Genomic DNA, 20,779 nt, shown 5'->3' on the forward strand with positions numbered 1-20,779 from the left:
CGCCTGCTGATGGCAGCCACCCGCCGATGGCCGTCAGTCGGACCAGTGGCCGCGCACCGCCGCCAGGACGAAGCTCGGGCCGAAGCCGATGAGCAGGCCTGCGGAGTCGGCGGGCGGCGGTGTGGTGAACGTACGGGACAGGACGTCCAGGACCGCCGAGCCGCCCAGGTTGCCGTTGGCGGCGAGGCTTTCCCAGGCGTGCCGCAGAGCCCCGTCGTCCAGTTCGAGGCCTGCGGCCACGTCGTCGAGGATGCGGGGGCCGCCGGGATGCACCACCGCGAAGTCGAGCGGGCGGGCATCGGTTCCGAGCCATTTCCGCAGGGCAGGCATGGAGTTGTTGACACCCGCGGTCGCCGCTCGCGTGGAGTCGAAGTGGAGCCCGGCGCCGCTCAGTCGGCCGCGGTAGAGGTCGGCGCTGTCGGGCAGTACGTACTCGAAGGCGTCCGTGATGACGAAGCTCGGCCCGTCCCAGGCGGGGCGCGCCGAGACGACCGTGGCGGCGGCGCCGTCTCCGAACAGGACCTTGTAGACGAACGAATCGAGACTCGTGTCCTCGTGGTTGTACGTCGCCGTCGACAGGCACTCCGAGGTGACGACCAGGACGTTCGCGCCGGGATGCGCGGCGATGTCCTGGTGGGCGCGGACCAGCCCCTGAGCTCCGCCCGCACAGCCGACCGTTCCCATCGGGTAACGCCGGACGTCGGGCCGCAGCCCGAGCGAGCCCACCAGATGGACGTCCAGGGAGGGCACGGTCCACGAAGTGGTGTGGCTGGTGACGATCGCGTCGATGTCCTCGGACCGCAGTCCTGACGCGGCCAGTGCTCGCTGCCCCGCCTCGGTCGCGAGCTTCAACGAGTCTTCATAGGCCGCCTTGTTGCGCTCCTCGACCGGCGCGTTTCCGGCCACGGTCGGCGCGTCCAGCGGCCGGGTGAAGCGCCGGGTGCGCACGGTCGTCGCCCGAGCGACCCGCAGCATGGCCTCCAGGCGCGGAAGATCGGTGTGAGCCCGGCGGATGTCCGCACAGATCTCGTCGGTCGTCACCACGTTCCCGGGCAGGACGACAAAGGGAGGTGCTATGTGAGCAGGCACGGATGCTCTCCCTCGGCGAAGGCGAAAAGGGCTGAATAGGACGTTCCGTCGATGATACAGATCACCATCTGGCTCGAACCGTACCGGCCTGATCTCGTCCCCGGAACTTCATGGAGGCCTGGTTCTCGTTCCCTGGCCAGACCGCTACGAGGCGCAGGCGTTCGCCGCGCCGGTGTCCGGAATTCGACCAGCCCATCTTCCGCACGCGCGCAAGCCCCCTCCCTGCGCTGCCCCCCAGGGGTCGGCCCCGGACCTGCTCCCCCGACGGCAGTCTCAGGCCCGCGCTTGGGGATCTCCTCGGCGCCGGACTGAGCGGTGGCGTGTTCGCTGTGCCCGAGTAGATGGGCGCCGCGAGCCGGTGTCCTTCGGGGCGGCCGGTTGGGCGGCCGCCACCGGTGGCTCGCCCTTCGCGTCCGCAATCACCCTCCGGCTCGGCCCGGAAGCCATGGCCAACCCGGCCGCACGCGGTTCGCCGCGGGGCAGTTCACATCGGACTGCCCCGTCGGCGGGTCATCCCTGCGGCAAGCGCCCGTACTCGCCGTTCAGGGTCTCAGTGCCCCATGCCGGCTCCGCCGTCGACCGGGACGACGGCGCCGGTGATGTAGGAGGCCTCGTCGGAGGCGAGGAAGGCAACGGCCGCCGCAATCTCCTCGGGGCGGGCGAGGCGGCCGAGGGGGATCTGGCTCTTCATGCCTTCGAGCTGCTCGTCGCTGAGCTGGCCGCTCATCGACGTCTCGGTGAGGCCAGGGGCCACGACGTTGAACGTGATGCCGCGCGAGCCGAGTTCGCGAGCCATCGAGCGGGCGAAGCCGACGAGGCCGGCCTTGGAGGCGGCGTAGTTGGCCTGTCCGCTCTCGCCGCGCAGACCGACGGCGGAGGAGATCAGGACCACGCGGCCCTTCTTGGCGCGCAGCATGGCCCGGGAGGCCCGCTTGGTGAGGCGGAAGGCGCCGGTGAGGTTGGTGTCGAGGACCGAGGTGAAGTCGTCCTCGCTCATGCGCATCAGCAACTGGTCTTTGGTGATGCCCGCGTTGGCGACGAGCACCTCGACGGGACCGTGCTCCTTCTCGACCTCGCCGAAGGCCCGGTCGACCTGCTCGGTGTCGGTGATGTCGCACTGGACGGCGAACAGACCCTCCGGCGGTTCGCCCGAGCGGTAGGTCACCGCGACGCGGTCGCCTGCTGCCGCGAGATGACGGGCGATGGCCAGGCCTATGCCACGGTTGCCGCCACTGATCAGAACTGAACGGGACACGGATGACGCCTTTCTGTCTCTGTTGGTCCCGAGCAGTCAATCAGCTGGCCCGGCGGACTCCGGACCGGGTCAGCTGCCCGCTCATCGCCGCGGCTGCGTCCATGACCGCGCCGACGTACCGGGCCCGGGTCGCGGCCGCTCGCACCTGGGCGTCCCCGGCGAGCAACGCGATGGACCCGGCGACCGCCGAGCCGTACCAGAGTGGGGCCGCGATCATGGTGCGGCCCGGCAACGGGGAGGGCCCCAGCGCGTGCCCCTCCTCGCGGACGTACGAGAAGTCGATCTTGGCGCCGGTCGCCGAGCCGAGGCAGGACAGGATCGCCAGACCTGCCGCGTCGGCCTCCAGCGGCGCGCACTCAAGGGCGCGCAGGACAGCCACGGGCGCCGAGAGCACCTCCTCGGCATGCGCTCCGAAGGCCCGTTCCGCAGCGATCCTCGCCGGTGTTCCGATCAGGTGCGGTCGATAAACGAATACAATCTGCCCAGTTCGCGACTGTAGTGTGACGATCTCCGCCTTCACTGCAGGAGACGGCCGGTCCACCGACGGTAGTTGGGCCGCAGACAGGAAATGGGGGGCACCGTGCAGCGCGTCGACCAGCGCGTACGCAGCGCGCGGCCCCCGCTGTTCGACGGTGCCGTCCCGCAGCAGTGCCTGCAGATAGCGGTGGACGGTCGGCGCCGGCAGTTGCGCGGACGCCGCGATCGCGGCAAGAGGCTGCTCACCAGGGCCGAGTCGCCCCAGGGCACGCAGTACCGCCATGGTGCGCGCCACGGCTCCGCCGGTGCGGTCGGACGCCACGGCAGTTTGGTTCAGCAACGCGATTTCCCCCTCGCGGTGGCGGACCAGCCCGTCTCCCACAACGCGCATTCGATCCGGCAGCCGATTCTTCTCAACCAGGATCGCGATGACCAGGCTCTGATTTTTCCGGTTCGTGAATTTCAGGAGCAGAAACTTCCGGCAATTCGCTGCGGCGAACGGAACACGGCACGAAGGGGAGAGGCTCAAGGGTGAACAACAATCAGGCACTGCAGCAGCTGCTGCAATGGAAGCGCGGCCAGATAGACCCGTCCGAGTGGGGCATCCCCAAGCGCACGGGACGGGGCCGCCGTTCGGCCGGTCTCTCGCAGGCTCAGGTGGCGCAGGCCCTCTTCGTGTCGGAGCGCACCTACGCGGCGCTGGAGCGCGGGGACATGGCCTCGCCCGCCCGGGAGTTCCTGGACGCCGTGGCCAAGATCCTGCGCATGGAGGAGCGGGAGCGCACCGCGCTCTACGTGTACGCGCTCGGGTACGAGCCGCCCATCCCGATGGACCCGCTGGCCGGGACGAACGTCGCTCCCGCCTGGCAGACGGCGGTCAACAACGTCTCGGGGCAGCCGTGTTACATCAATGACGTGGCCTGGAACGTGCTCGCCGCCAACGACGACTTCGTCCGGATGTTCCCGCAGGTGGACGCCCAGACTCCGCGCCTTCCCGAGCAGAACCTGCTGCGCTGGATGCTGCTGCGCGAGGACGCCCGCGAGCATCACCTGGTGGACTGGGAGAAGCGCTGGGCCGCCCCGGTGGCAGCCCAGCTGCGTACGGCGGTGGCCGCGCACCCCACCAATCAGGATCTCCAGCGGTTGGACAAGGAAGTCAACGAGGACCCCGTCGCCGGGCCGATCTACCGCAATCACAACCTCGCGTACGTCCACCCCGACGGCGACACCCGCGTCATGCGCCATGCCGGCTACACCGCCCCCGACGGCTGCCCCGACCTGCGGGACCGTTGCTGCGCGCGGCACTCCGCCTCACAGCTGGGCTACGTCACGATGTGCGCCGCGCAGCCGTTCAGGAGCCCGGGAGCACGGTTCTTCTTCCTGGTCTTCGAGCCCGAGCGCCGATGAAGCACGGATTCCGGTACGACGGAGGCGGTTCTGCCGAGGGGCCTCCCAACCGGGCACAATGCATGCCTATGGCACCCGAATCTGACATGAAACTGCTCGCCCCCGGCGTCTTCGCGTGGCTTCCCGGACTGGGCTCGACCTGGGGCATGGCCAACTGCGGCCTGGTCAGCTCCCAGGGCGAGACCTTGCTCATCGACACCCCGTACACCCCGGCCCTGACCGATGTCCTGCTCGATGCCGTCCGCGAGGTCGCCGGCCCGGCCGCGGAGCCGGCGCACGTCGTGGTCACACACGCCAACGGCGACCACACCTGGGGGCTGCAACAGCTGCCCGGAGCCGAAATCGTCGCGACCCGGGCCGCGTTGGACCACCAGTGCATAGAGCCCACGCCCCAGCAGGTCCAGGCGCTGATCCACGACACCGACCCCGACCAGCCGCTCGGCTGGTACATCCGTCGGCACTTCGGCCGCTTCGACTTCTCGGACGTACAGGTGCTGCCCCCGACCGTCACCTTCACCGGGCGGTACGACCTGAAGGTCGGCTCCATCCCCGTGGAACTCCACGAGGTGGGCCCGGCGCACACCGTGGGTGACCTGATCGTCCATCTGCCCGAGCAGCGCGTGGTGTTCGCCGGTGACATCGTCTTCGCGGGCGACCATCCCCCGCACTGGGCCGGGCCGCTGGAAAACATCTCCACCGCCTGCGAACGCATCCTGGCGCTCGACCCTGAATGGATCGTGCCGGGCCACGGTCCACTCATGCGGCCCGACGAACTGCGGTCGCACATAGCTTATTTGAACGACCTCGCCGACAACGCCGACGTGATGCACGCACAGGGCCGCACCTCCATCGAGGCGGTCCGCATCCTGCTCGACGAGGACCGCTACCCCGGCCTGGGCCTGCCGGAGCGCCTGGCGATCACGCTGGGCACCGAGTACCGCCACCTCGACGGAGGTTCCGCCGCGCCGGACATGCTGGCACTGATGAACCACGCGGCGACCATCGCGTGGGAGTACTCCTCCACCGCGTGACCCGTGCGCCGGGCCTGCCTTCAGCCGGCCGACGCACGCCTTCTCCGTCTTGTTCCGGCCGATGGAACAGCCGCCGCACCCTCATTTCGATCCTCGGAATATGAGCGGCCGCCGTACGACCCCGGCTTGCCCCGCACCCGCCCCGCGCGGTGAAGTACCTCTTGTCGGCGCGTCGTGGACACACGGGGGAGCGCCGGACCAGCACGGAGGGCCCTCCCACGCCCGATGATGTGCACGGTCGAGCAGCACGCCTCGCGTGCTGGACTCGATTCCGGATGCCGCCGCCGACCTCCTGGCGGCGGCATCCGCGCGAAGCCGCGATTGCCTGCCCAACGGGCGGCCCGTGGACGCGATCTTCTCGCTGGACTTCCACGGCCGAGTCTTCGACCACGTCCCGCGCGATCGCTCCAACCGCCGTGCGGACAGGGCGAGTTGATTTGCACGGAGGGGGCCGGGCAACAACCCTGACTGATCGTCAGGATTCGGGGACCACCGGCAGACGGCCGCCCTCGGTGAACCAGTGCCGACGCACGGCGTCCGTCGGCCTTGGGTCTCCAAGGGCGTCGCGGCCCCAGACCGCCAGGGCTTCGACCACCTCGCGCAGCGCCAGTCCCCGCGGGGTCAGCGTGTACACCATCCCGCTGGCGGGCCGCTCCAGTTGGCGCCGCTCCACCAGGCCGTCGCCCTGCAACTGCTTGAGGCGGGCGGCCAGGACGTCGGTGGAGACGCCCGGCAGGTCGGCGTGCAGGTCGGTGTAGCGCCGCGGCCCGTGCAGCAGCTCGCGGACGACCAGGAGGCTCCAGCGCTCCCCCACCGCGTCCAGGGCACGGGCGACCGCGCAGTACTGGTCGTAGCTCCGGTGTGGCATGACAGTCAGCATAGCCCAGGGGTTGGACTTTCCAAGTTGGTACTTGGTAGAACAAAGCAATCACGAGGGTGCGGGCGACATTGCCGGTGACAGTGACGGTCGGGAGGCCACAGATGGAGTTTCGGCAGTCCAGCAAGCTGAAGGACGTGTGCTACGAGATCCGGGGACCGGTGGTCGACCAGGCCAACGCCCTTGAGGAGGCCGGGCACAGCGTGCTGCGGCTCAACACGGGCAACCCCGCGCCGTTCGGTTTCGAGGCGCCCGAGGAGATCCTCCAGGACATCATCCGCAACCTGCCCCAGGCCCACGGCTACAGCGACGCCCGCGGCATCCTGCCCGCCCGGCGCGCGGTGGTGCAGTACTACCAGCAGCGCGGAGTCGCGGGTGTGGCGGTCGACGACGTCTACCTCGGCAACGGCGCTTCCGAGCTGATCCAGATGGCCGTGCAGGCGCTCGTCGACGACGGCGACGAAGTGCTGGTGCCCGCCCCCGACTTCCCGCTGTGGACGGCCGTGGTCCGGCTCGCCGGCGGGCGGGCCGTGCACTACATGTGCGACGAGGACGCCGACTGGTACCCGGACCTCGACGACATCGCCGCGAAGATCACCGACCGCACCAAGGCCATCGTCGTCATCAACCCCAACAACCCGACCGGCGCGGTCTACTCGAAGGAGCTCCTGGAGGGCATTCTCGAGCTGGCCCGTCGGCACGGGCTCATGGTGCTCGCCGACGAGATCTACGACAAGATCCTCTACGACGACGCCGTGCACCACTGCCTGGCCGCGCTCGCCGACGACGTGCTCACCCTCACCTTCAACGGGCTCTCCAAGGCCTACCGGGTGGCCGGCTTCCGCAGTGGCTGGCTGGTCGTCTCCGGACCGAAGGCACAGGCCAAGGACTACCTCGAAGGCCTGGCCATGCTGGCCGGAATGCGGCTGTGCCCGAACGTACCGGCGCAGTACGCCGTCCAGGCCGCCCTCGGAGGGCACCAGTCGATCCACGACCTCACGCTGCCCACCGGCAGGCTCACCGAGCAGCGCGACGTCGCTTGGCGGGCGCTGAACGACATCCCTGGTGTGAGCTGCGTCAAGCCCAAGGGCGCGCTGTACGCCTTCGCCAAGCTCGATCCGGCCGTGCACAAGATCGTCGACGACGAGCGCTTCGTACTGGACCTGCTGCTGCGCGAGAAGATCCACATCGTCCAGGGCACCGGGTTCAACTGGCCCCGCCCGGACCACTTCCGCTTCGTCACGCTCCCCCGCACCACTGACCTCGAGACAGCGATCGGCCGCATCGGCCGCTTCCTGGCCACCTATCGCCAGTAGCCAGGCCCTCGTGGCAGCAGAGTGCCCGTATGAGCCGGTGTCACCGCTGCCCACAACCCCCGTTCAACCGAACATAAAGCCCAGGTAAGGTTCAATCTGCGACGACCTGGCGGATTTCGTATCCGCCGGGTCGTCCCATGTTCGAGGCATGCACGACGCACTCACCAGGCGACGCGGGCCCGATCCTGAAACGACCCCGACCCTGGAGACTTTCGATGCGCCGTCCCCTCGCCCTGGCCGCCATGGCATTCGTGCTGTGCACCGCCTGCACCCGCGTCAACGAGCCGGATGCGCAGAACGCCGTACGGAAGGCAGTGGACTCCACCCGGCAGACGAGTGCTCACATCAGCACCATGCTGGACCTCACCGACGGTGCCGGAACGAAGGCGCAGATCGCGACGGACGGCGGGTTCGACATGGCCGCCGATCGCGGCCGCATCGACGTACGGATCGTCCAGGGCCAGAACCGCGGCGACCTGATCTTCGCCGACGGCAAGGTGTACACGCGCAACGTCGAACCCGAGGAAGTGGATCACAGCTGGGTGTGGTCCGAGCGCGACACCGCCCAGGCCCACTACCTCTTCCGCGCGCCGGACAACGACCCGGAGCACACGCTGCTCCAAGTGTCCCGCATGACGAGGGTCCACGCCAAGGGCAAGGAGACCGTCAACGGGGTCGAGGCCACGCGCTACACCGGAAACATCGACTACGAGACGATGGTTCTGCGCTTGGCCGCCGACACACGGCAGAAGCTGGACGACGCCGTCAGCCAGTACAAAGCCGCCGGCCGCGAAATGCCCTTCACGGCAGAGGTGTGGATCGACGGCCAGGGGCACGTGGTGCAGGCCCGTCTCACGATGAAGGACGCGGCGACCACGTACGCCGAACTGACCATGAAAATCTCCGACTTGGGCAAGCCGGTCACCGTGACCCCGCCGCCCGCGGACGAGACGATACCGTCGGACGGCCACGCCAACCTCCTGTCCGGCTGACACGCGGCCGTACTGTACGGCTGAGACGCGACCGCCGTCCTTGTACGGCTGATACGCGACTGTCCTGTTCACCTGACGTGGCCGGGTACCTGGGGTCGAGGGACCCAAGCCCTCCGACATCTCCGTCGGGACGGGCGTTGGGCGTTCAGTGACCGCCGCGGGGTTCGGTGCAACCACCCTCCGGATAACGGCCGTTGACCGAAACCTGGTAGTTGGTCGGCTGCGTGAACGCCGTGACGCAGGCGTCGTCACGGACGCGCAGCGAGATCAAGGCCCCCTCGGGCCGTACAGGACGGGGGTCGGCGAGTCCTTGCCGCACGTCCATGTCCTGTACGTGGAGCGTGCCTCGGCCCTGCTGGCTGTCGGGGCCCTCGTTGCGGTAGCCCAGCGGGAGAAGCGCCGCCCGCACGCTCTTCGCGTCCCACACCTTCTTCTTCCAGAGTCCTTCGAGGACGGGCTCGATGCGAGCGGCTTCCGCCCGGGCGAGCTTCTCGCTGGCGGGAGACATGCTCTTGGGGACCTTGAAGCCGTTGTTCTCCCGGTAGTGGGGAGCACCGTCGTGGGAGTCGGGCTCGACGTTGCCCCGTGCGGGACCGACCGAGGACTTCAAGGGCGAAGGGGAGGCGGGAGGTCCGCCTGCGGACGCGTGCTGCTGACCACAGGCGGACAAGGCGAGGACAGCCCCCAGGCAGAGGCCGACCGCGGCATGCGTGGACCTTGATATGCGCATGGAAGGACAGTGCCACGGCCTCCCCCGGTCCGCACCATTCAACGCCGGCGCGATCCACCGCGGCCAATGCGATCCCCCTGCCGCGCTGGTCTGAGGCTGGGAGCAGGAGCCGCTGATGCGGGGGCGGAGCGGTGAAGCGGGGCCGGGGCGGCTGATGCGGGGCCGGGTCCGCTGCTAGAATGTCCGCCTTGGCCTTCGGCGACCCAACTGGGGTCGTGCGGAGGCTTTTTTCATGCCTACCGACACATCCACGTCCCACACCCACCCCGCCACCACTTACCACGGCCTGCTCCGCAACCGCGAGTTCGCCGGGCTGTACTCCAGCTTCACTCTGACCGTCGCCGCAAGCACCCTCTCGGGCTTCGCCCTCGGCACGCTGGTCAACCACCAGACCAGGTCCCCGTTCCTGACCGCCGTGGCCATGTACGGTGCCACGTTCGCGACGGTGCTCGGTGCGCTGACACTGATGTCCGTAGCGGACGGAGACCGGCCGCGCCGAACCCTCGTAACGCTCCAGTGCGTCTCGCTCGCAGGCGTCGCCACACAGGCGATACCGGGTCTACCGCTGCTCGCCCGGTTCGGCCTGCTCCTCGTGCTGGGGTTCCTCCAGTCGCTCGGGACCGGAACACGGATGGGGCTGCTCGCCGAAGTGGTGCCGAACTCCGCGTACGCACTGGCACGTTCGCTGATGAACATCACCTCCGGTGGCATGGCCATCCTCGGATACACCATCGGCGCCGTGCTCCTGCGATACCTGAGCCCGCAGGGGGTCTTCGCCATCGCCATGGCCCTGACCGCTTCCGCACTGCTCATCGTGGCGGCGACCGTACGGGAACGCTCGATCCGTCCGACCCGTCGCCCCGGGCTGCGCCAGACCTGGAGGACCAACATCGCGTTCTTCTCCCACCCAGGCCAACGCGCCCTGCTGCTCAACCTGTGGGTCCCCAACGGCCTGATCGTCGGCTGCGAGGCGCTGTTCATCTCGTACGCCCCGGATCAGGCCGGTGCCTTCCTGGCCGCTGGATCGGCGGGCATGCTCCTGGGCGACCTGACCGTCGGTCGGCTGTTCGGCGCCGAGCAGCGGCGTCGGTACGCCTTCGTGCTGCGACTGCAGCTCGCCGTGCCGTACCTTCTGTTCGCCCTCCACCCTCCAGTACTGGTGGCGGCCGTCGCGGTGTTCATCGCCGGCGCCGGTTTCGCCGCCACGCTGCCGCTCCAGGAACAGCTCCTGGCGCTGACTCCCGATCCGGTCCGTGGCCAGGTACAGGGGGTCGAGTCGGCGGGGCGGATGACGTGGCAGGGCCTGGGAGCCGCGATCGCCGGTGGCGTCGCCCAGTACGTCACCCCCGGCACGGCGATCACGGCCGTGGCGGCCACCTCCGTCGCCATCACCGTGCTCACCCGGCCGCTCGTGGCTCGCGCCCGAGCCGTCCGCGTGGAGCCGGGTAACACGTGAGCCATCGCGGACGGGCCCGCAGCAATCCGTTCGCGTGGCGCCTCATCAGCGCCGTACGGTCTGCGCATGACCAGGACCACGCCGGCCAGGCCCTTCCCCGTGGAGGCCGTCTTCCCGGAGCTGGCCATCCACCGGGACAGGACAACTCGCCTGCATCCCCGGCCGGGGCAGCCGACGATGCGCGACAGCCATGTCGGCGGGCCGATGTTGTGACCGGAGGCGGAGCCATGGCCGGTCTGCCACGAGTCGCATCAGTCGGTGACCGAGGGATACGCACCCGACGAGATCCGCGCCGCCAGGGTCGCGGGCACTCGCGGAAGCGCCCGTGGCCAGGCGGCGGAACGGACGGCGCAGCCGCGCCAGTGCCGTTCATGGCTCTCGCCCAATTCTTCCGCCGGAACGTACCGGGCCTGGCTCCCGGCCCCGACGGCGCGGACCTGGTGCAGCTCTTCCGCTGCCCGTTCACTCACGGTTCTTCGCTGGAGCGCCGCTACCACCTGCGGTGGCGGCGCTCCGCCGAGACGGAACGCGCGAGCCGCTTCCTCGCCGTCCCACCCGAAGTGCCCCTGCTCCCCTGGGAGCACGAACATCCCGAACCGTGCGGGCTGCATCCGGAAGAAGTGGACACCTACCCCTGGGCGGAGGACGACACCCTCCCCGCGGCAGTGATCGCCCTCATCGATGCCTGGGACGACGTCCAGGAGTCGGAACACGGCCGCGACGCCCCGAGCTACCAATCCGATCTGTTGATTCCGCCCGGCTGGCGGATCGGTGGCTTTCCCAGCTGGGCTTCGACAGGCCCGCTGACGGTCGACCAAACGGCCTGTCCTCGCTCGATGCGACTGCTGCTGACCGCAGACGGCTCCGAGGTGGATGCCGACTCGCACATCTGGATGCCGCTGGAGGACCGTGACCCGCACCCGCAGGGCAGGTCCCCTATCCGCGATATCCGGGATATCCGCGACATCCCGGATATCCGGGGCAGGCCCGTCGGTCGTCCAACCCACTCGGTTGCGCTTCGGCCGGGACCGTGACCTGCACGTCTTCACCTGCCCGGCGAACCCCGGCCATCCACCCCGGTGGGTGTCGTCCTAGGTCTCCCCGTCTCGGTCCCGGGCCCGGTTCCCGTCTAGGGCGTTCCGCGAAGCTGCTGCGGTGAGCGGGTCGGGCAGGACGCGGGCGGGGACGGGGGCGTGTCCGGGACCGCTCCCGTCCCCCCGCCCCCGCCCCGCCTCCCGCTCATCTCGCTAGTCGCCGGTCCCGTTGTCATCGTTCCAGCGGGGGTCCGTCCCCCACTCCTCGTTGCGCGCTCTGGCTGTCTCCATCGCGTGGGAGGCCTCTTCACGGCTTCCGTACGGGCCCATACGGTCGGCGGCCCTGCACTGCGGTCCCTGTTCGACCGTCTTGTGCTCCAGGCAGTAGAACCACTCGTCGGGCTTGCCGTCTGCGGTCTGTTTGATCTCTGACATGGTCCACAGATGCCCGCACGAAAGCGCGGCAATCACGAAGGCGGACACGCACGATGCTCACCGCGCCGAGGATCACCTCTGCTCTGCCAGGAGGAGCCCTCGATCGGGAGGAGCCCTCGATGAACGGCAACAGCGATGGGATGATGCCGCGATGGCGACGATCGATGACAAGAGCGGCGGCGAGACCGTCCAGTACGTACGCTTCCAATCGCCTCACCGCAACAGCCGAGGCAACTTCACCGGCATTTTCGGGCTCGTGAACAACCTGGCGCGGGCGGGACGGCTCTCCGACGATCAGGAGTCCTTTCGCCGCAGCAACAACAAGTGGTACGACGCCGCGTACCCCGACCCCTCCACCATCGACGCCACCGTCTACGACGATGAGATCAACCCCGGCGCCGAGGCGTGGTTCAAACCGTCGGCCACGCACCTCCTGGCGCGAGTCCCCGGTTACCTGGAGATCCTGGCCGCGCACGACGTCGACTGCGTGACCCTGCGTTCCACGGACCCGGGACGGGTCATCTACGAGGACGACGTCCAAGTCGTCGTCGTGCCACACGCGTTGAACATCCACGGCTCACGCGCGTCCGAGAGCGATCACACCGGAGTGACCCCATGAACCACCCGTGGCGGATCATCCAACCAGGGGGCGCGCCGGGGCCCAGTCGCGCCCCTCGGTCTGGACTGCTCCCCGTGAACCGGCTCACCTCACAGGCGTAGGACTTACGGTCGATCGATCTTGAATCTTTGGGTCGATGCCGCGGGAGTCGTTCCCTCATACGCTGACGCAGTCAGCACATGATTCAGGACGAGGAGCACTGCATGCCCGCCACCGGCCAGAGCCACATTCGTATCGCCCGGCCTTCGCGTGACCTCGCCGCGGCTGAGCGTTTCTGGGTCGACGGACTCGGGCTGAGCGTGCTGTTCCGGGCGGAGAGCGCAGGTCGGCCGGACGAGCACGACCTGTTGATGGTCGGCTGGCCGGATGCCTCCTGGCACCTTGAACTCGTCTACGACGCCGCCGTTGAGCCCCGGCCCACCGAGGAGGATCTGCTGGTCGTCTACCTCGACGAACAGGTGCCGCAGGAGTTGCTCGCCCGCCTGGAAACCCACGGCGGCACGCGCGTGCAGGCCCGTAATCCGTACTGGGAGACCTGGGGTGCCAGCATCGAAGATCCGGACGGGTACCGGTTGGTTCTCAGCACCCGCGGCTGGACCAACTCCTGACCCACCTTGCGCCCCAGCATCTCCCGTCTCATCCACGCCCCACGCATGCGGCCATGCTGTCTCGCGTCATCAAGACGATGCCGTCTATGCGAGTCCCGGCGCCAGGGACGAGTCACCGAAGGGCCTGCAGGTACCCCGCGTCACCTGACGAGTCCGATGGCCTCGATCTCGATCATCCACTCAGGGTTCGCGAGTGAGGAGACCTCTACGAACGACTCCGCGAGGTGCGGCTTGTCCGGGAAGTGTTCCGCGCGCAGCCTCGCGAAGACGTCCTGCTTCGCTATGTCCGTGACGAACACGGTCGCTTTGACCACTTCGGCGAGGCTGGAGCCCGCGTTCGTGAGGACCGTCGACAGATTCGCGAGCGCCTGACGGGCTTGCGTCTCGAAGTCCCCGACGCCGACCGTGGCTCCCTGGGCGTCGATCGGCGCCTGGCCTGAAGTGAAGACCAAGTTCCCGACCCGGACCCCGAGCGATATACCGGCCGACTCGTACCAGTCGGGTTCCGCGGAGACACGCACACGCTCCGCGGCAGGCTGCGTAACAGACATACTGCCGACACTCCCCTCAAACAAAACTGCACTTGTACGGAGCCGGGCAGATGTGATCACCCCGGCTTGATCAACAGCCACGAGACCCTGAGATTCATTCCCGAGGGCTCGCAAGTCCGCCTGGGGACAGCTCGGTTGCCGGTCACCCCGCCTGTGCGAGCGCGCCGCGTCCCAGGCTTGATCCGCCGGACAGGCCCTAAGGACGACCCGTTGTGGCAGGTGGGGTTCGCCGGTGGCTCAGAGGCAAGGCATGCTCATGTACAAAGCTTGTTCGCCCGATGATGGAGTGCCTTCGTAGAGCGCCGTGTCCAGTCCGCAAAAGGTGAATCCCATGCGCTGGTAGGCGTGGACGGCCGGGGCGTTGATGTTGGTTACTTCAAGCCAGATGTGCACGGCACCTCGCTCATGCGCGAACGCTGCCGCGTGGCTCATCAAGGCGCGGGCGACGCCGCGGCCCCGGTGGGCCGGAGCCACGGCCACGTCCGCGATGGTCAGCCTCCGGTTCCAGGGCGCGTAGGAGACGGCGATGCATCCCACGAGGCACCCGTCGGCATCGACGGCGACGACGGTACGAAAGTTCGGGTTCTCCGCGGCTGTTGGGCCGCTCTCGTCGTCGCCGTCGTCCGGTGGGAAGACCTTGTGGATGGGCGGGGCCACCGGGACCTCCCGGACGGCGAACCCGTCTGTGGTGACGGCCACGCGGAACATCGTGTGCGCGGTGAAAGATCCGTCGAGTGTCTCGATGGCCTCGGTGTCCTCGGGGCGGGCAGTGCGGAACCGGTACCCCATGGCGTCAACGGTCGTCATGACACGACCCTATGGCCAGCCCGGCCGGGATTGATCGTGCGTTGTTTCGACCCTCACCGGATGAATCCTCTCCTCAGTCCATGACCACTTGCCTCGAAAGCAATTCCGAAGCGATCGCCGTGTAGCTTCACTACGGTGCTGCCATGGCGGACTTCGTACTGGTTGCAGGAGCGCGGCTCGGATCGTGGGCGTGGGATGACGTGGTGCCGCACCTGGTGGCGGCCGGACAGGACGCCCTCCCTTTGACACTGTCCGGCCTTGCCGAGGGGCGCGGGGAGCCGGTCGGTCAGCAGACTCACGTTCAGGACATCGTCGACGAGATCGAACGCCGGAACTTGCGTGAGGTCGTTCTGGTCGGGCACAGCTACTCGGGCATCCCGGTGGGTCAGGCCGCCGAGCGGATCGGCGACCGGCTGGCGCGTGTGGTGTTCGTCGACGCCGGCGTTCCGGCCGATGGTGAACCGTTCGTTGCCGCGTGGCCGGACGGAGGGGCGGCGATGACGGCAACGATCGCCGAGAACGGAGGCTTCTGGCCGGTCGCGGCCGCTGCCCACTAGCGGGGCCACGGTCTCACCGATGAGCAGATCGCCCGCATCGTGAGCAACTCGACCCCGCACCCGGGCGGCACGCTCATCGAACCCGCCGTACTGGCGCGGCCGCTCGGCGGACTCCCGGCGACGTACATCAAGTGCACGCTCGGTGACCCCGAGCCGGGCGACTACGTGGCGAGGCTTCTCACCAACCAGGGCCGGCGGCTGGTCGAGATGGACACCGGCCACTGGCCGATGTTCTCCCGGCCCCGCGAACTGGCCCGGATCCTGGACCAGATACTCATCGACGCACCAGCGAAGTGACCGCCCTTCGACGCGGCGGCTTCCTCCCGGACGTGCGTCGCACGCGTTGGTTCGGACCCATGCCGTCTTCGCGCTCCACGATCCGGAACGCCCTTGTCGACGAACTGCCCAACAGCCGCGCTGCAGCGCCTACTTCAGCCTTTCCGAACTCCCCTGCAGGCCTACAGAGTCTTTGCGCGATGGACCATCGCATCGTCGGGATACCCGAGTTGACCACCGTTCTCGACCTGCCTGGCACGTCTGCCAGCCCCCATCGACCGGTCCGGCCGCCGCTCGACCGGTCGATGGGGCGCGCTGGTCGCGCTCAACCCCGTTGGAAGCCACGGCACGCAACTGCCGAGTCCGCCCGGGCGGTGTCAGCCGCTCTGCAGGGCGGCGACCAAGTCGCCTCCCTTGGCGACGAAGCCGAAGCAGTGGCGGACGTTGTAGAGCGTGGCCTGCAGGCAGAAGTCGGGGGATGTGGTGGCGACCCCGTCCTCCAGGAGGACCGCGTCGTAGCCGAGGCAGGCCGCGTCCGACAGGGTCGCGAGCACGCACTGGTCGGCGTTGACGCCGGTGAACAGGAGCGTGTCCACGCGGAGGTTGCGGAGGATCGAGTCGAGCGGGGTGTCGAAGAAGCCGCTCATCCGGTGCTTGGTGACGTGGATGTCCCCGTGCTCCGGGCGCAGTCCTTCTACGACTGCGGCGCCCCAACTGCCCTCCTGCAAAACGGGAGTTGTGCCTTGTGGCAGGTACGAGCCGATGCCGCCGCCCGTCCCTGCGAGATCGTAGGCGTGCAGAACGTTCGGCGGGATGTTCACCCGGTCCGGGCGGCTGCCCCAGTTGAGCCAGATCACCGGCACGCCCGCGACGCGCAGTGGGGGCAGCATGTCCGCTATGGCCTCGGCGAGGGGGGCGGCGCCCGACACGTCAAGGCCGATGGAGGCGAGCCAGCCGTCGGGGGCGCAGAAGTCGTTCTGCATGTCGATGACGACCAGTGCGGTCCGGGCGAGGTCGAGGGTGAGGCTCTGCGGTTCGGCCGGGACGGCCAGCGGCCGGGCGGCGCGGGTGGGCCGGCACAGGTCGACCTCGGTTCCCGAGGCTCGCCAACTGTTGCGTACGGTCGGCCCCAGGGGTCTCAAAACGCCGGTGTCCCCCGCGTCGAGGATCGTCGTGTCACCCGCCTCCCCCGCACGCGGGATCGTCGTGCCACCCATCTCCCCCGCGTCCAGGGCCGTCACGCCGTGGCACCCGGGCGCGCCGGGGCATGGTTGTGGGTGTGCGGTTCGTCGTCCTGCGGCGTGCTGTCGGGGTCGTGGGTGACCGCGCAGAGCAGCCGGACCTCGCCGTGCTGCCAGATGGTGCCGACCTCCGCGAAGTCGGCGCGCTCCAGCGCGTCGAGGTGGACGGCGAACGCCGCGGACAGGTCGCTGTGATTCTCGCCGTCGTACCCACGCCGGGCCCGTTCGGCGACTGCTTCGGCGAAGGCGGGCTCCGCCTGGACCTCCTCCCACCATCCGTACCAGCTGTCCACGTCGTACTGCGGCACACCGCGGTTCTTGCGGCGCCGCAGCAGGGCGCGGTCCAGTCGCGAGAGGACCGGCGAGGACTTGCGGTCGCGCTCCAGCTCGTCGCAGTTGACGAGAATCCCGCCGGGCCGCAGCAGGGTGGTGAGGCCGCCGTACAGGGCCTCCAGCGTCGCGGGGTCGAGCCAGTGCAGGGCGGTGGTGCTGAGCACGGCGTCGGGCTGCCGCTCCAGGCCGAGACCCGCGGCCCAGTCGGGGGCGCGGAGGTCGACGTCGGCGAAGCGCAGCCCGGGGACCTCGGCGTAGGCGGCGCGGCCCAGTTCGATGAGGAGCGGGTCGGCGTCGAGGGAGACGACGGTCGCGCCGGGGATGCGCGCAAGGAGGCGGACCCCGATGGACCCGGGTCCGCACCCAAGGTCGAGGACCAGCGGGTCGGGACGGCCGGAGACCTCTTCGACCACGTCGATCAGGGCGGTGAACTGCTCCTCGCGCTGCGGCAGGAAGGCCTCCTGCTGGCGGTCCCATCGGGTGACCCAGGCGCGGGCGGTCTCGGTGTACGTGGTGGTCGGCATCGACGGGTTCCTCATGCGTTCGGGGCGTGGCACGCCGGGTTGTCTCGCGGGTGGCGGGGGGGGGTGACGCTGCTGGCGCTGGGCTCAAGCCGCGGGCACGGACGCGGGGTCCGGGTCCGGGGTGACGTCGTAGAAGGAGGGGCCGTCCAGATACCGGATGGTGTTGGCGTCCCTCAGGACCGTCTCCTCGCTGTCGTGCATCAGGATCACGACGGCCGGATAGCTGAGGTCGTCCACGGTGCGCGCGATGCGCCCGCCGGGCTGCGCGTACACCTTCAGCTCGGAGAAGCTCTCCAGGTCCTTCAGGGCTTCGAGGCCGCGATAGGCGTTCAGGGTTCCGGCCGTCGGGGAGACGAGTCCGACGAAGGCGCAGAAGCGGCCCTCGGGGGTCTCGTCCGCGTGATGGTCGAGGAAGTACTCGGGGCGCAGATAGGCCTCGGCGGTCCAGTCCAGCTGCGAGGTGCCGTGGGCGGTCTGCGCGTAGTACGGGAGGCTGGCGCCGCAGATCCGCGCCCCCATCTCGACGAGCATCGGCCCCGATGCCGTCAGCTTGATCTCGACGTGGGCGGGTCCGTGCACGATGCCGAGCGCGTCCAGCACCTGGCCCGCGTACTGGCTCAGCCGTTCCTGTACTGGGCCGTTGCGCGGCATGAGGTAGACGGTGTCCGACAGGTCGGCGACGCCGTTGGCGGTGATGCGGGTGGTGCGCCAGATTTCGCAGACGCGGTGGACGCCGTCCCTGCTCGCGGTGTTGACCATGTACTCGGTGCCGCGCAGGTACTCCTGGGCCACGGCGCCGTCGTTCCGCTCGGAGAAGACGTTCTCCTGGCCGGAGATCCGGGCGAACGCGGCCACGGACTGGTCCGGGTGGTCGCAGAAGAAGACGCCGTTGCCGGCGGCGCTGCGCAGCGGCTTGAGGACGATCCGGCCGCCGAACTCCTCGTGCCAGGCCGCGAGTTCGGCCGCATCGTGGACGAGCAGCTGGCGGGCGCCGGGGACACCGGCCCGCTTGATCGTCTCGATCATGACGTACTTGTCGCGCCGGGCCGCGCTCAGTGCGGTGCCGTTCGTGGGCAGGCCGAGGCTCTCGCTCAGCGCGTCGGCGAGCTCGACGCCTATCTCACCGCCCGCGACGACCGCCACCGGCCGGTGGGCCGCGACGGCCCGTGCGGTCTCCTCCAGGTCGCCGCGGTGGACGATGTTGTCGGCGTACGCCGACAGGTCGAACGCTCCCCGGTATGCGGCCGGGACCTCCGGGGTGCTCTGGACCCGCACCAGGACGGCTCCGCGCTTTTGGAACTCGTCCGAGACGATCTTCGACAGACCGTAGGAGTCGACGATGGCGACGACGGGGGACGCTGACATGTTCAGCCTTCCTGGGCGGCATGGGAGGGGACTTCGGCCGTGTGCGCCGCGGCGGGCGAGGCGGCGGGACGCGGGCGCAGGAGCCGGCCGGCGAGGGCCGTGGCGGCCGCGGCCGCGCCGATGATGAGGAACCCGGCGGACGACTGGCCCGTCCAGCCGCTGCCGAGACCGGCGAGCGGTGCGCCGAGCGCGTTGCCGCCGGCGAGGGCGGATCCGTACAGGCCCATCGTCCGGCCGCGCGTCCGCTCGTCGCTGACGCGGCCGACCTCGGTGGCGGTGGCCGCGAAGGAGGCCGCCGACAGCATGGCCGCCGGCAGGACGGCGACCAGCAGGATGCGCCAGTCGGACACGAACGCGAGCGGGCCGGTGGCCAGGCCGAGCAACAGCACCGGAGCCCAGGGCGGTACGGGGAAGGAGAGCATCCCGAACAGGAACCCGCCGGCCACCGCGTAGGCCCCGCACGCCGCGATCAGCAGTCCGATCCAGGCCACTTCGCCTTCGGAGCGCAGCACGCCCAGGAGCGAGATCTCGAATCCGGAGGACACGGTGCCGGCCGCGAACGTGCAGGCCAGCACAGGCAGCAGGCCCAGGGTCCGGCCTCCGGCCGCGGACGGGGCGGCCGTGGTCTTCGCGTGCTCCTCGGCGGGCGGTGTCGGCACGTACAGGGCGAGGGCGGTCGTCGCGAGCACCAACACGCAGCCGAGCAACCGGGTGGCGAGCGCAGGCGACAGCTGGGTCGCGACGACCGCCGCGATGCCCGGCCCGAGCAGGTACGACAGCTGGCTGGTCACCGAGTCCAGGGCGAAGCCCGTCTGCCGGTGCTGCGCCGGGACGCTCGCGGAGACCACCAGGCGCACCACGGTGGACCCGGGTACGAGCAGCAGCCCCGACGCCAACGCGCCGACGGCGAGCGCCGGTTGGGGCAGCAGCGCGGCCACTCCCCAGAACACGCCCTGGGCGGCCGCGCTGAGCAGCAGGACGCGGCGCAGCCCGTGCCGGTCCATGGCCCGGCCCAGGAACGGCGAGCCGACCATCGCACCGATCATCCAGGCCCCGGTCACCAGGCCCGCGGAGCCCAGGCCCAGGCCGAGGCCCACCGACACCTGCAGGGCCAGCACGACGGGCGTGGCGATCATGGGGAGTTTGACGAGCCAGCCTAGTGCGACCGTCCGGCCCACCCCCGGTACGGCCAGCACCTGCGCGTATCGCTTCATGGCGGTCCTAATCGAAGACGGAGAGGTGGCCGCGTACGTCGGCCGGCGCGCGTCGCTCCGCCGGTTGCGCGGAGTCGGCGGTGCCCACGTCCAGGGCGCCGAGGAGCCGTTCCGGGCCGTTCAGCCCGAGCCGTTCGGCCAGCGTGTCGGAGGTGCACAGCCGTCCGGTGCGCCACTTGCTGCCGTAGCCCCGGGCATGCAGCAGGAGGATCAGGCTCTGCGTCATGGCACTGGCGGCGGCCAACTGCTCCCACTCGGGGACCTTGTGGCCGGTGTGCGGGCAGAACACGAGCACGGCCTTGAGCGGGGCCCGCCGCAGCGAACGCCGGATCTGGTCGGGCGCGGTGTCGGGACTGTCCGTGGCGAGGCAGTCGGCGAGCACCTCCTGCTGCTCCCCGCGGACCAGGATCCAGCGCCACGGCCGGAGGCGGCCGTGGTCGGGCGCGGTGGCCGCTCCCTGGAGCAGGTAGCGGAACTCCTCGTCGTTCGGGGCGGGTTCGCGGAGCACGGAGGTGCTCCGGCGGGTGAGGACCGCCGTCATGACGTCCAAGGGACGCACCTTGCCTTTCGTGATCCGTGCTCTCG

Annotated in this window: 22 protein-coding genes and 3 pseudogenes; 11 read left to right on the forward strand and 14 right to left on the reverse strand. The window is 69.6% G+C overall.

The window, feature by feature from the left end; translation table 11 throughout:
* Window positions 1-33: 33 nt before the first annotated feature.
* The 4 genes and pseudogenes from IE267_RS10995 to IE267_RS40280 all read right to left on the reverse strand — a co-directional run.
* Complete coding sequence (locus IE267_RS10995) at window positions 34-1,089, reverse strand: beta-ketoacyl-[acyl-carrier-protein] synthase family protein (protein WP_189763060.1); 1,056 nt, start codon at window positions 1,087-1,089, stop codon at window positions 34-36.
* A 550-nt stretch (window positions 1,090-1,639) separates the two neighbouring features.
* Window positions 1,640-2,344, reverse strand: a complete 705-nt coding sequence (locus IE267_RS11000) for a beta-ketoacyl-ACP reductase (protein WP_161245574.1) — start codon at window positions 2,342-2,344, stop codon at window positions 1,640-1,642.
* Between the two features lie 40 nt (window positions 2,345-2,384).
* On the reverse strand, window positions 2,385-2,723 hold the full coding sequence (locus IE267_RS39550; RefSeq protein ID WP_229861152.1) for a hypothetical protein: 339 nt from the start codon (window positions 2,721-2,723) through the stop codon (window positions 2,385-2,387).
* A 300-nt stretch (window positions 2,724-3,023) separates the two neighbouring features.
* Window positions 3,024-3,212, reverse strand: a pseudogene (locus tag IE267_RS40280) (hypothetical protein); the annotation flags it as partial.
* A 140-nt stretch (window positions 3,213-3,352) separates the two neighbouring features.
* Between IE267_RS40280 and IE267_RS11010 the strand changes: the two are divergent.
* From IE267_RS11010 to IE267_RS11020, 3 genes are all read left to right on the forward strand, one after another.
* Window positions 3,353-4,228, forward strand: coding sequence for an MmyB family transcriptional regulator (locus IE267_RS11010; protein WP_167151478.1), 876 nt, complete (start codon window positions 3,353-3,355; stop codon window positions 4,226-4,228).
* A gap of 68 nt (window positions 4,229-4,296) precedes the next feature.
* A complete protein-coding gene (locus IE267_RS11015; protein WP_189763061.1) occupies window positions 4,297-5,259 on the forward strand; it encodes an MBL fold metallo-hydrolase in 963 nt (320 codons plus the stop codon).
* 256 nt (window positions 5,260-5,515) lie between these two features.
* Window positions 5,516-5,695, forward strand: a complete 180-nt coding sequence (locus IE267_RS11020; RefSeq protein ID WP_189763062.1) for a hypothetical protein — start codon at window positions 5,516-5,518, stop codon at window positions 5,693-5,695.
* Between the two features lie 78 nt (window positions 5,696-5,773).
* On the opposite strand, the pseudogene IE267_RS11025 reads toward IE267_RS11020, so the two are convergent.
* Window positions 5,774-6,127: pseudogene (locus tag IE267_RS11025) on the reverse strand (winged helix-turn-helix transcriptional regulator); the annotation flags it as partial.
* 113 nt (window positions 6,128-6,240) lie between these two features.
* Here IE267_RS11025 and IE267_RS11030 point away from each other — a divergent pair.
* Entirely contained in the window at window positions 6,241-7,452 is a 1,212-nt protein-coding gene (locus IE267_RS11030; protein ID WP_189763063.1) for a pyridoxal phosphate-dependent aminotransferase, read from the forward strand.
* Window positions 7,453-7,667: 215 nt separating this feature from the next.
* Complete coding sequence (locus IE267_RS11035) at window positions 7,668-8,444, forward strand: SCO4651 family lipoprotein (RefSeq protein ID WP_189763064.1); 777 nt, start codon at window positions 7,668-7,670, stop codon at window positions 8,442-8,444.
* Window positions 8,445-8,589: 145 nt separating this feature from the next.
* Here the strand turns inward: IE267_RS11035 and IE267_RS11040 are convergent, their stop codons facing one another.
* Window positions 8,590-9,054 carry a hypothetical protein gene (locus IE267_RS11040; protein ID WP_229861009.1) on the reverse strand — a complete coding sequence of 155 codons (465 nt, stop codon included), beginning with the start codon at window positions 9,052-9,054 and terminating at the stop codon, window positions 8,590-8,592.
* A gap of 352 nt (window positions 9,055-9,406) precedes the next feature.
* On the opposite strand from IE267_RS11040, the gene IE267_RS11045 reads away from it, so the two are divergent.
* From IE267_RS11045 to IE267_RS39565, 3 genes are all read left to right on the forward strand, one after another.
* Window positions 9,407-10,630, forward strand: coding sequence for an MFS transporter (locus IE267_RS11045; RefSeq protein ID WP_189763066.1), 1,224 nt, complete (start codon window positions 9,407-9,409; stop codon window positions 10,628-10,630).
* A 66-nt stretch (window positions 10,631-10,696) separates the two neighbouring features.
* Window positions 10,697-10,843, forward strand: coding sequence for a hypothetical protein (locus IE267_RS39560; RefSeq protein WP_229861010.1), 147 nt, complete (start codon window positions 10,697-10,699; stop codon window positions 10,841-10,843).
* Between the two features lie 158 nt (window positions 10,844-11,001).
* The gene (locus IE267_RS39565; protein WP_229861011.1) at window positions 11,002-11,664 is read left to right on the forward strand and encodes a hypothetical protein; all 663 of its coding nucleotides are present in this window, start codon (window positions 11,002-11,004) and stop codon (window positions 11,662-11,664) included.
* Between the two features lie 213 nt (window positions 11,665-11,877).
* Here the strand turns inward: IE267_RS39565 and IE267_RS11055 are convergent, their stop codons facing one another.
* Window positions 11,878-12,099, reverse strand: coding sequence for a hypothetical protein (locus tag IE267_RS11055; RefSeq protein ID WP_167151491.1), 222 nt, complete (start codon window positions 12,097-12,099; stop codon window positions 11,878-11,880).
* 151 nt (window positions 12,100-12,250) lie between these two features.
* Here IE267_RS11055 and IE267_RS11060 point away from each other — a divergent pair, with 151 nt between their 5' ends.
* Both IE267_RS11060 and IE267_RS11065 read left to right on the forward strand, forming a co-directional pair.
* Window positions 12,251-12,718 carry a hypothetical protein gene (locus tag IE267_RS11060; RefSeq protein WP_189763067.1) on the forward strand — a complete coding sequence of 156 codons (468 nt, stop codon included), beginning with the start codon at window positions 12,251-12,253 and terminating at the stop codon, window positions 12,716-12,718.
* A 203-nt stretch (window positions 12,719-12,921) separates the two neighbouring features.
* Window positions 12,922-13,326: a VOC family protein gene (locus tag IE267_RS11065; RefSeq protein WP_189763440.1), complete on the forward strand. Its 405-nt coding sequence runs from the start codon at window positions 12,922-12,924 to the stop codon at window positions 13,324-13,326.
* A 140-nt stretch (window positions 13,327-13,466) separates the two neighbouring features.
* Here IE267_RS11065 and IE267_RS11070 read toward each other — a convergent pair whose 3' ends face one another.
* Complete coding sequence (locus IE267_RS11070) at window positions 13,467-13,877, reverse strand: RidA family protein (protein WP_167151496.1); 411 nt, start codon at window positions 13,875-13,877, stop codon at window positions 13,467-13,469.
* 237 nt (window positions 13,878-14,114) lie between these two features.
* Window positions 14,115-14,684, reverse strand: a complete 570-nt coding sequence (locus IE267_RS11075; RefSeq protein ID WP_189763068.1) for a GNAT family N-acetyltransferase — start codon at window positions 14,682-14,684, stop codon at window positions 14,115-14,117.
* Window positions 14,685-14,827: 143 nt separating this feature from the next.
* On the opposite strand from IE267_RS11075, the pseudogene IE267_RS11080 reads away from it, so the two are divergent.
* A pseudogene (locus IE267_RS11080) lies at window positions 14,828-15,538 on the forward strand (alpha/beta fold hydrolase).
* A gap of 356 nt (window positions 15,539-15,894) precedes the next feature.
* On the opposite strand, the gene IE267_RS11085 reads toward IE267_RS11080, so the two are convergent.
* The 5 genes from IE267_RS11085 to IE267_RS11105 form a co-directional block, all read right to left on the reverse strand.
* Entirely contained in the window at window positions 15,895-16,758 is an 864-nt protein-coding gene (locus tag IE267_RS11085) for a cysteine hydrolase family protein (protein ID WP_229861013.1), read from the reverse strand.
* Window positions 16,755-17,615 carry a class I SAM-dependent methyltransferase gene (locus tag IE267_RS11090; RefSeq protein WP_189763069.1) on the reverse strand — a complete coding sequence of 287 codons (861 nt, stop codon included), beginning with the start codon at window positions 17,613-17,615 and terminating at the stop codon, window positions 16,755-16,757. Before IE267_RS11090 ends, IE267_RS11085 begins: the two co-directional genes overlap by 4 nt.
* Before the next feature lie 84 nt (window positions 17,616-17,699).
* The gene (locus IE267_RS11095; protein WP_189763070.1) at window positions 17,700-18,980 is read right to left on the reverse strand and encodes an ATP-grasp domain-containing protein; all 1,281 of its coding nucleotides are present in this window, start codon (window positions 18,978-18,980) and stop codon (window positions 17,700-17,702) included.
* A 2-nt stretch (window positions 18,981-18,982) separates the two neighbouring features.
* Window positions 18,983-20,194, reverse strand: coding sequence for an MFS transporter (locus IE267_RS11100; protein ID WP_189763071.1), 1,212 nt, complete (start codon window positions 20,192-20,194; stop codon window positions 18,983-18,985).
* A gap of 7 nt (window positions 20,195-20,201) precedes the next feature.
* Window positions 20,202-20,735, reverse strand: a complete 534-nt coding sequence (locus tag IE267_RS11105; RefSeq protein ID WP_229861120.1) for a nitroreductase family protein — start codon at window positions 20,733-20,735, stop codon at window positions 20,202-20,204.
* Window positions 20,736-20,779 lie beyond the last annotated feature (44 nt).

It is taken from the genome of Streptomyces xanthochromogenes (assembly GCF_014650455.1).
In the GTDB taxonomy this organism is placed as follows: Bacteria; Actinomycetota; Actinomycetes; order Streptomycetales; family Streptomycetaceae; genus Streptomyces; species Streptomyces xanthochromogenes.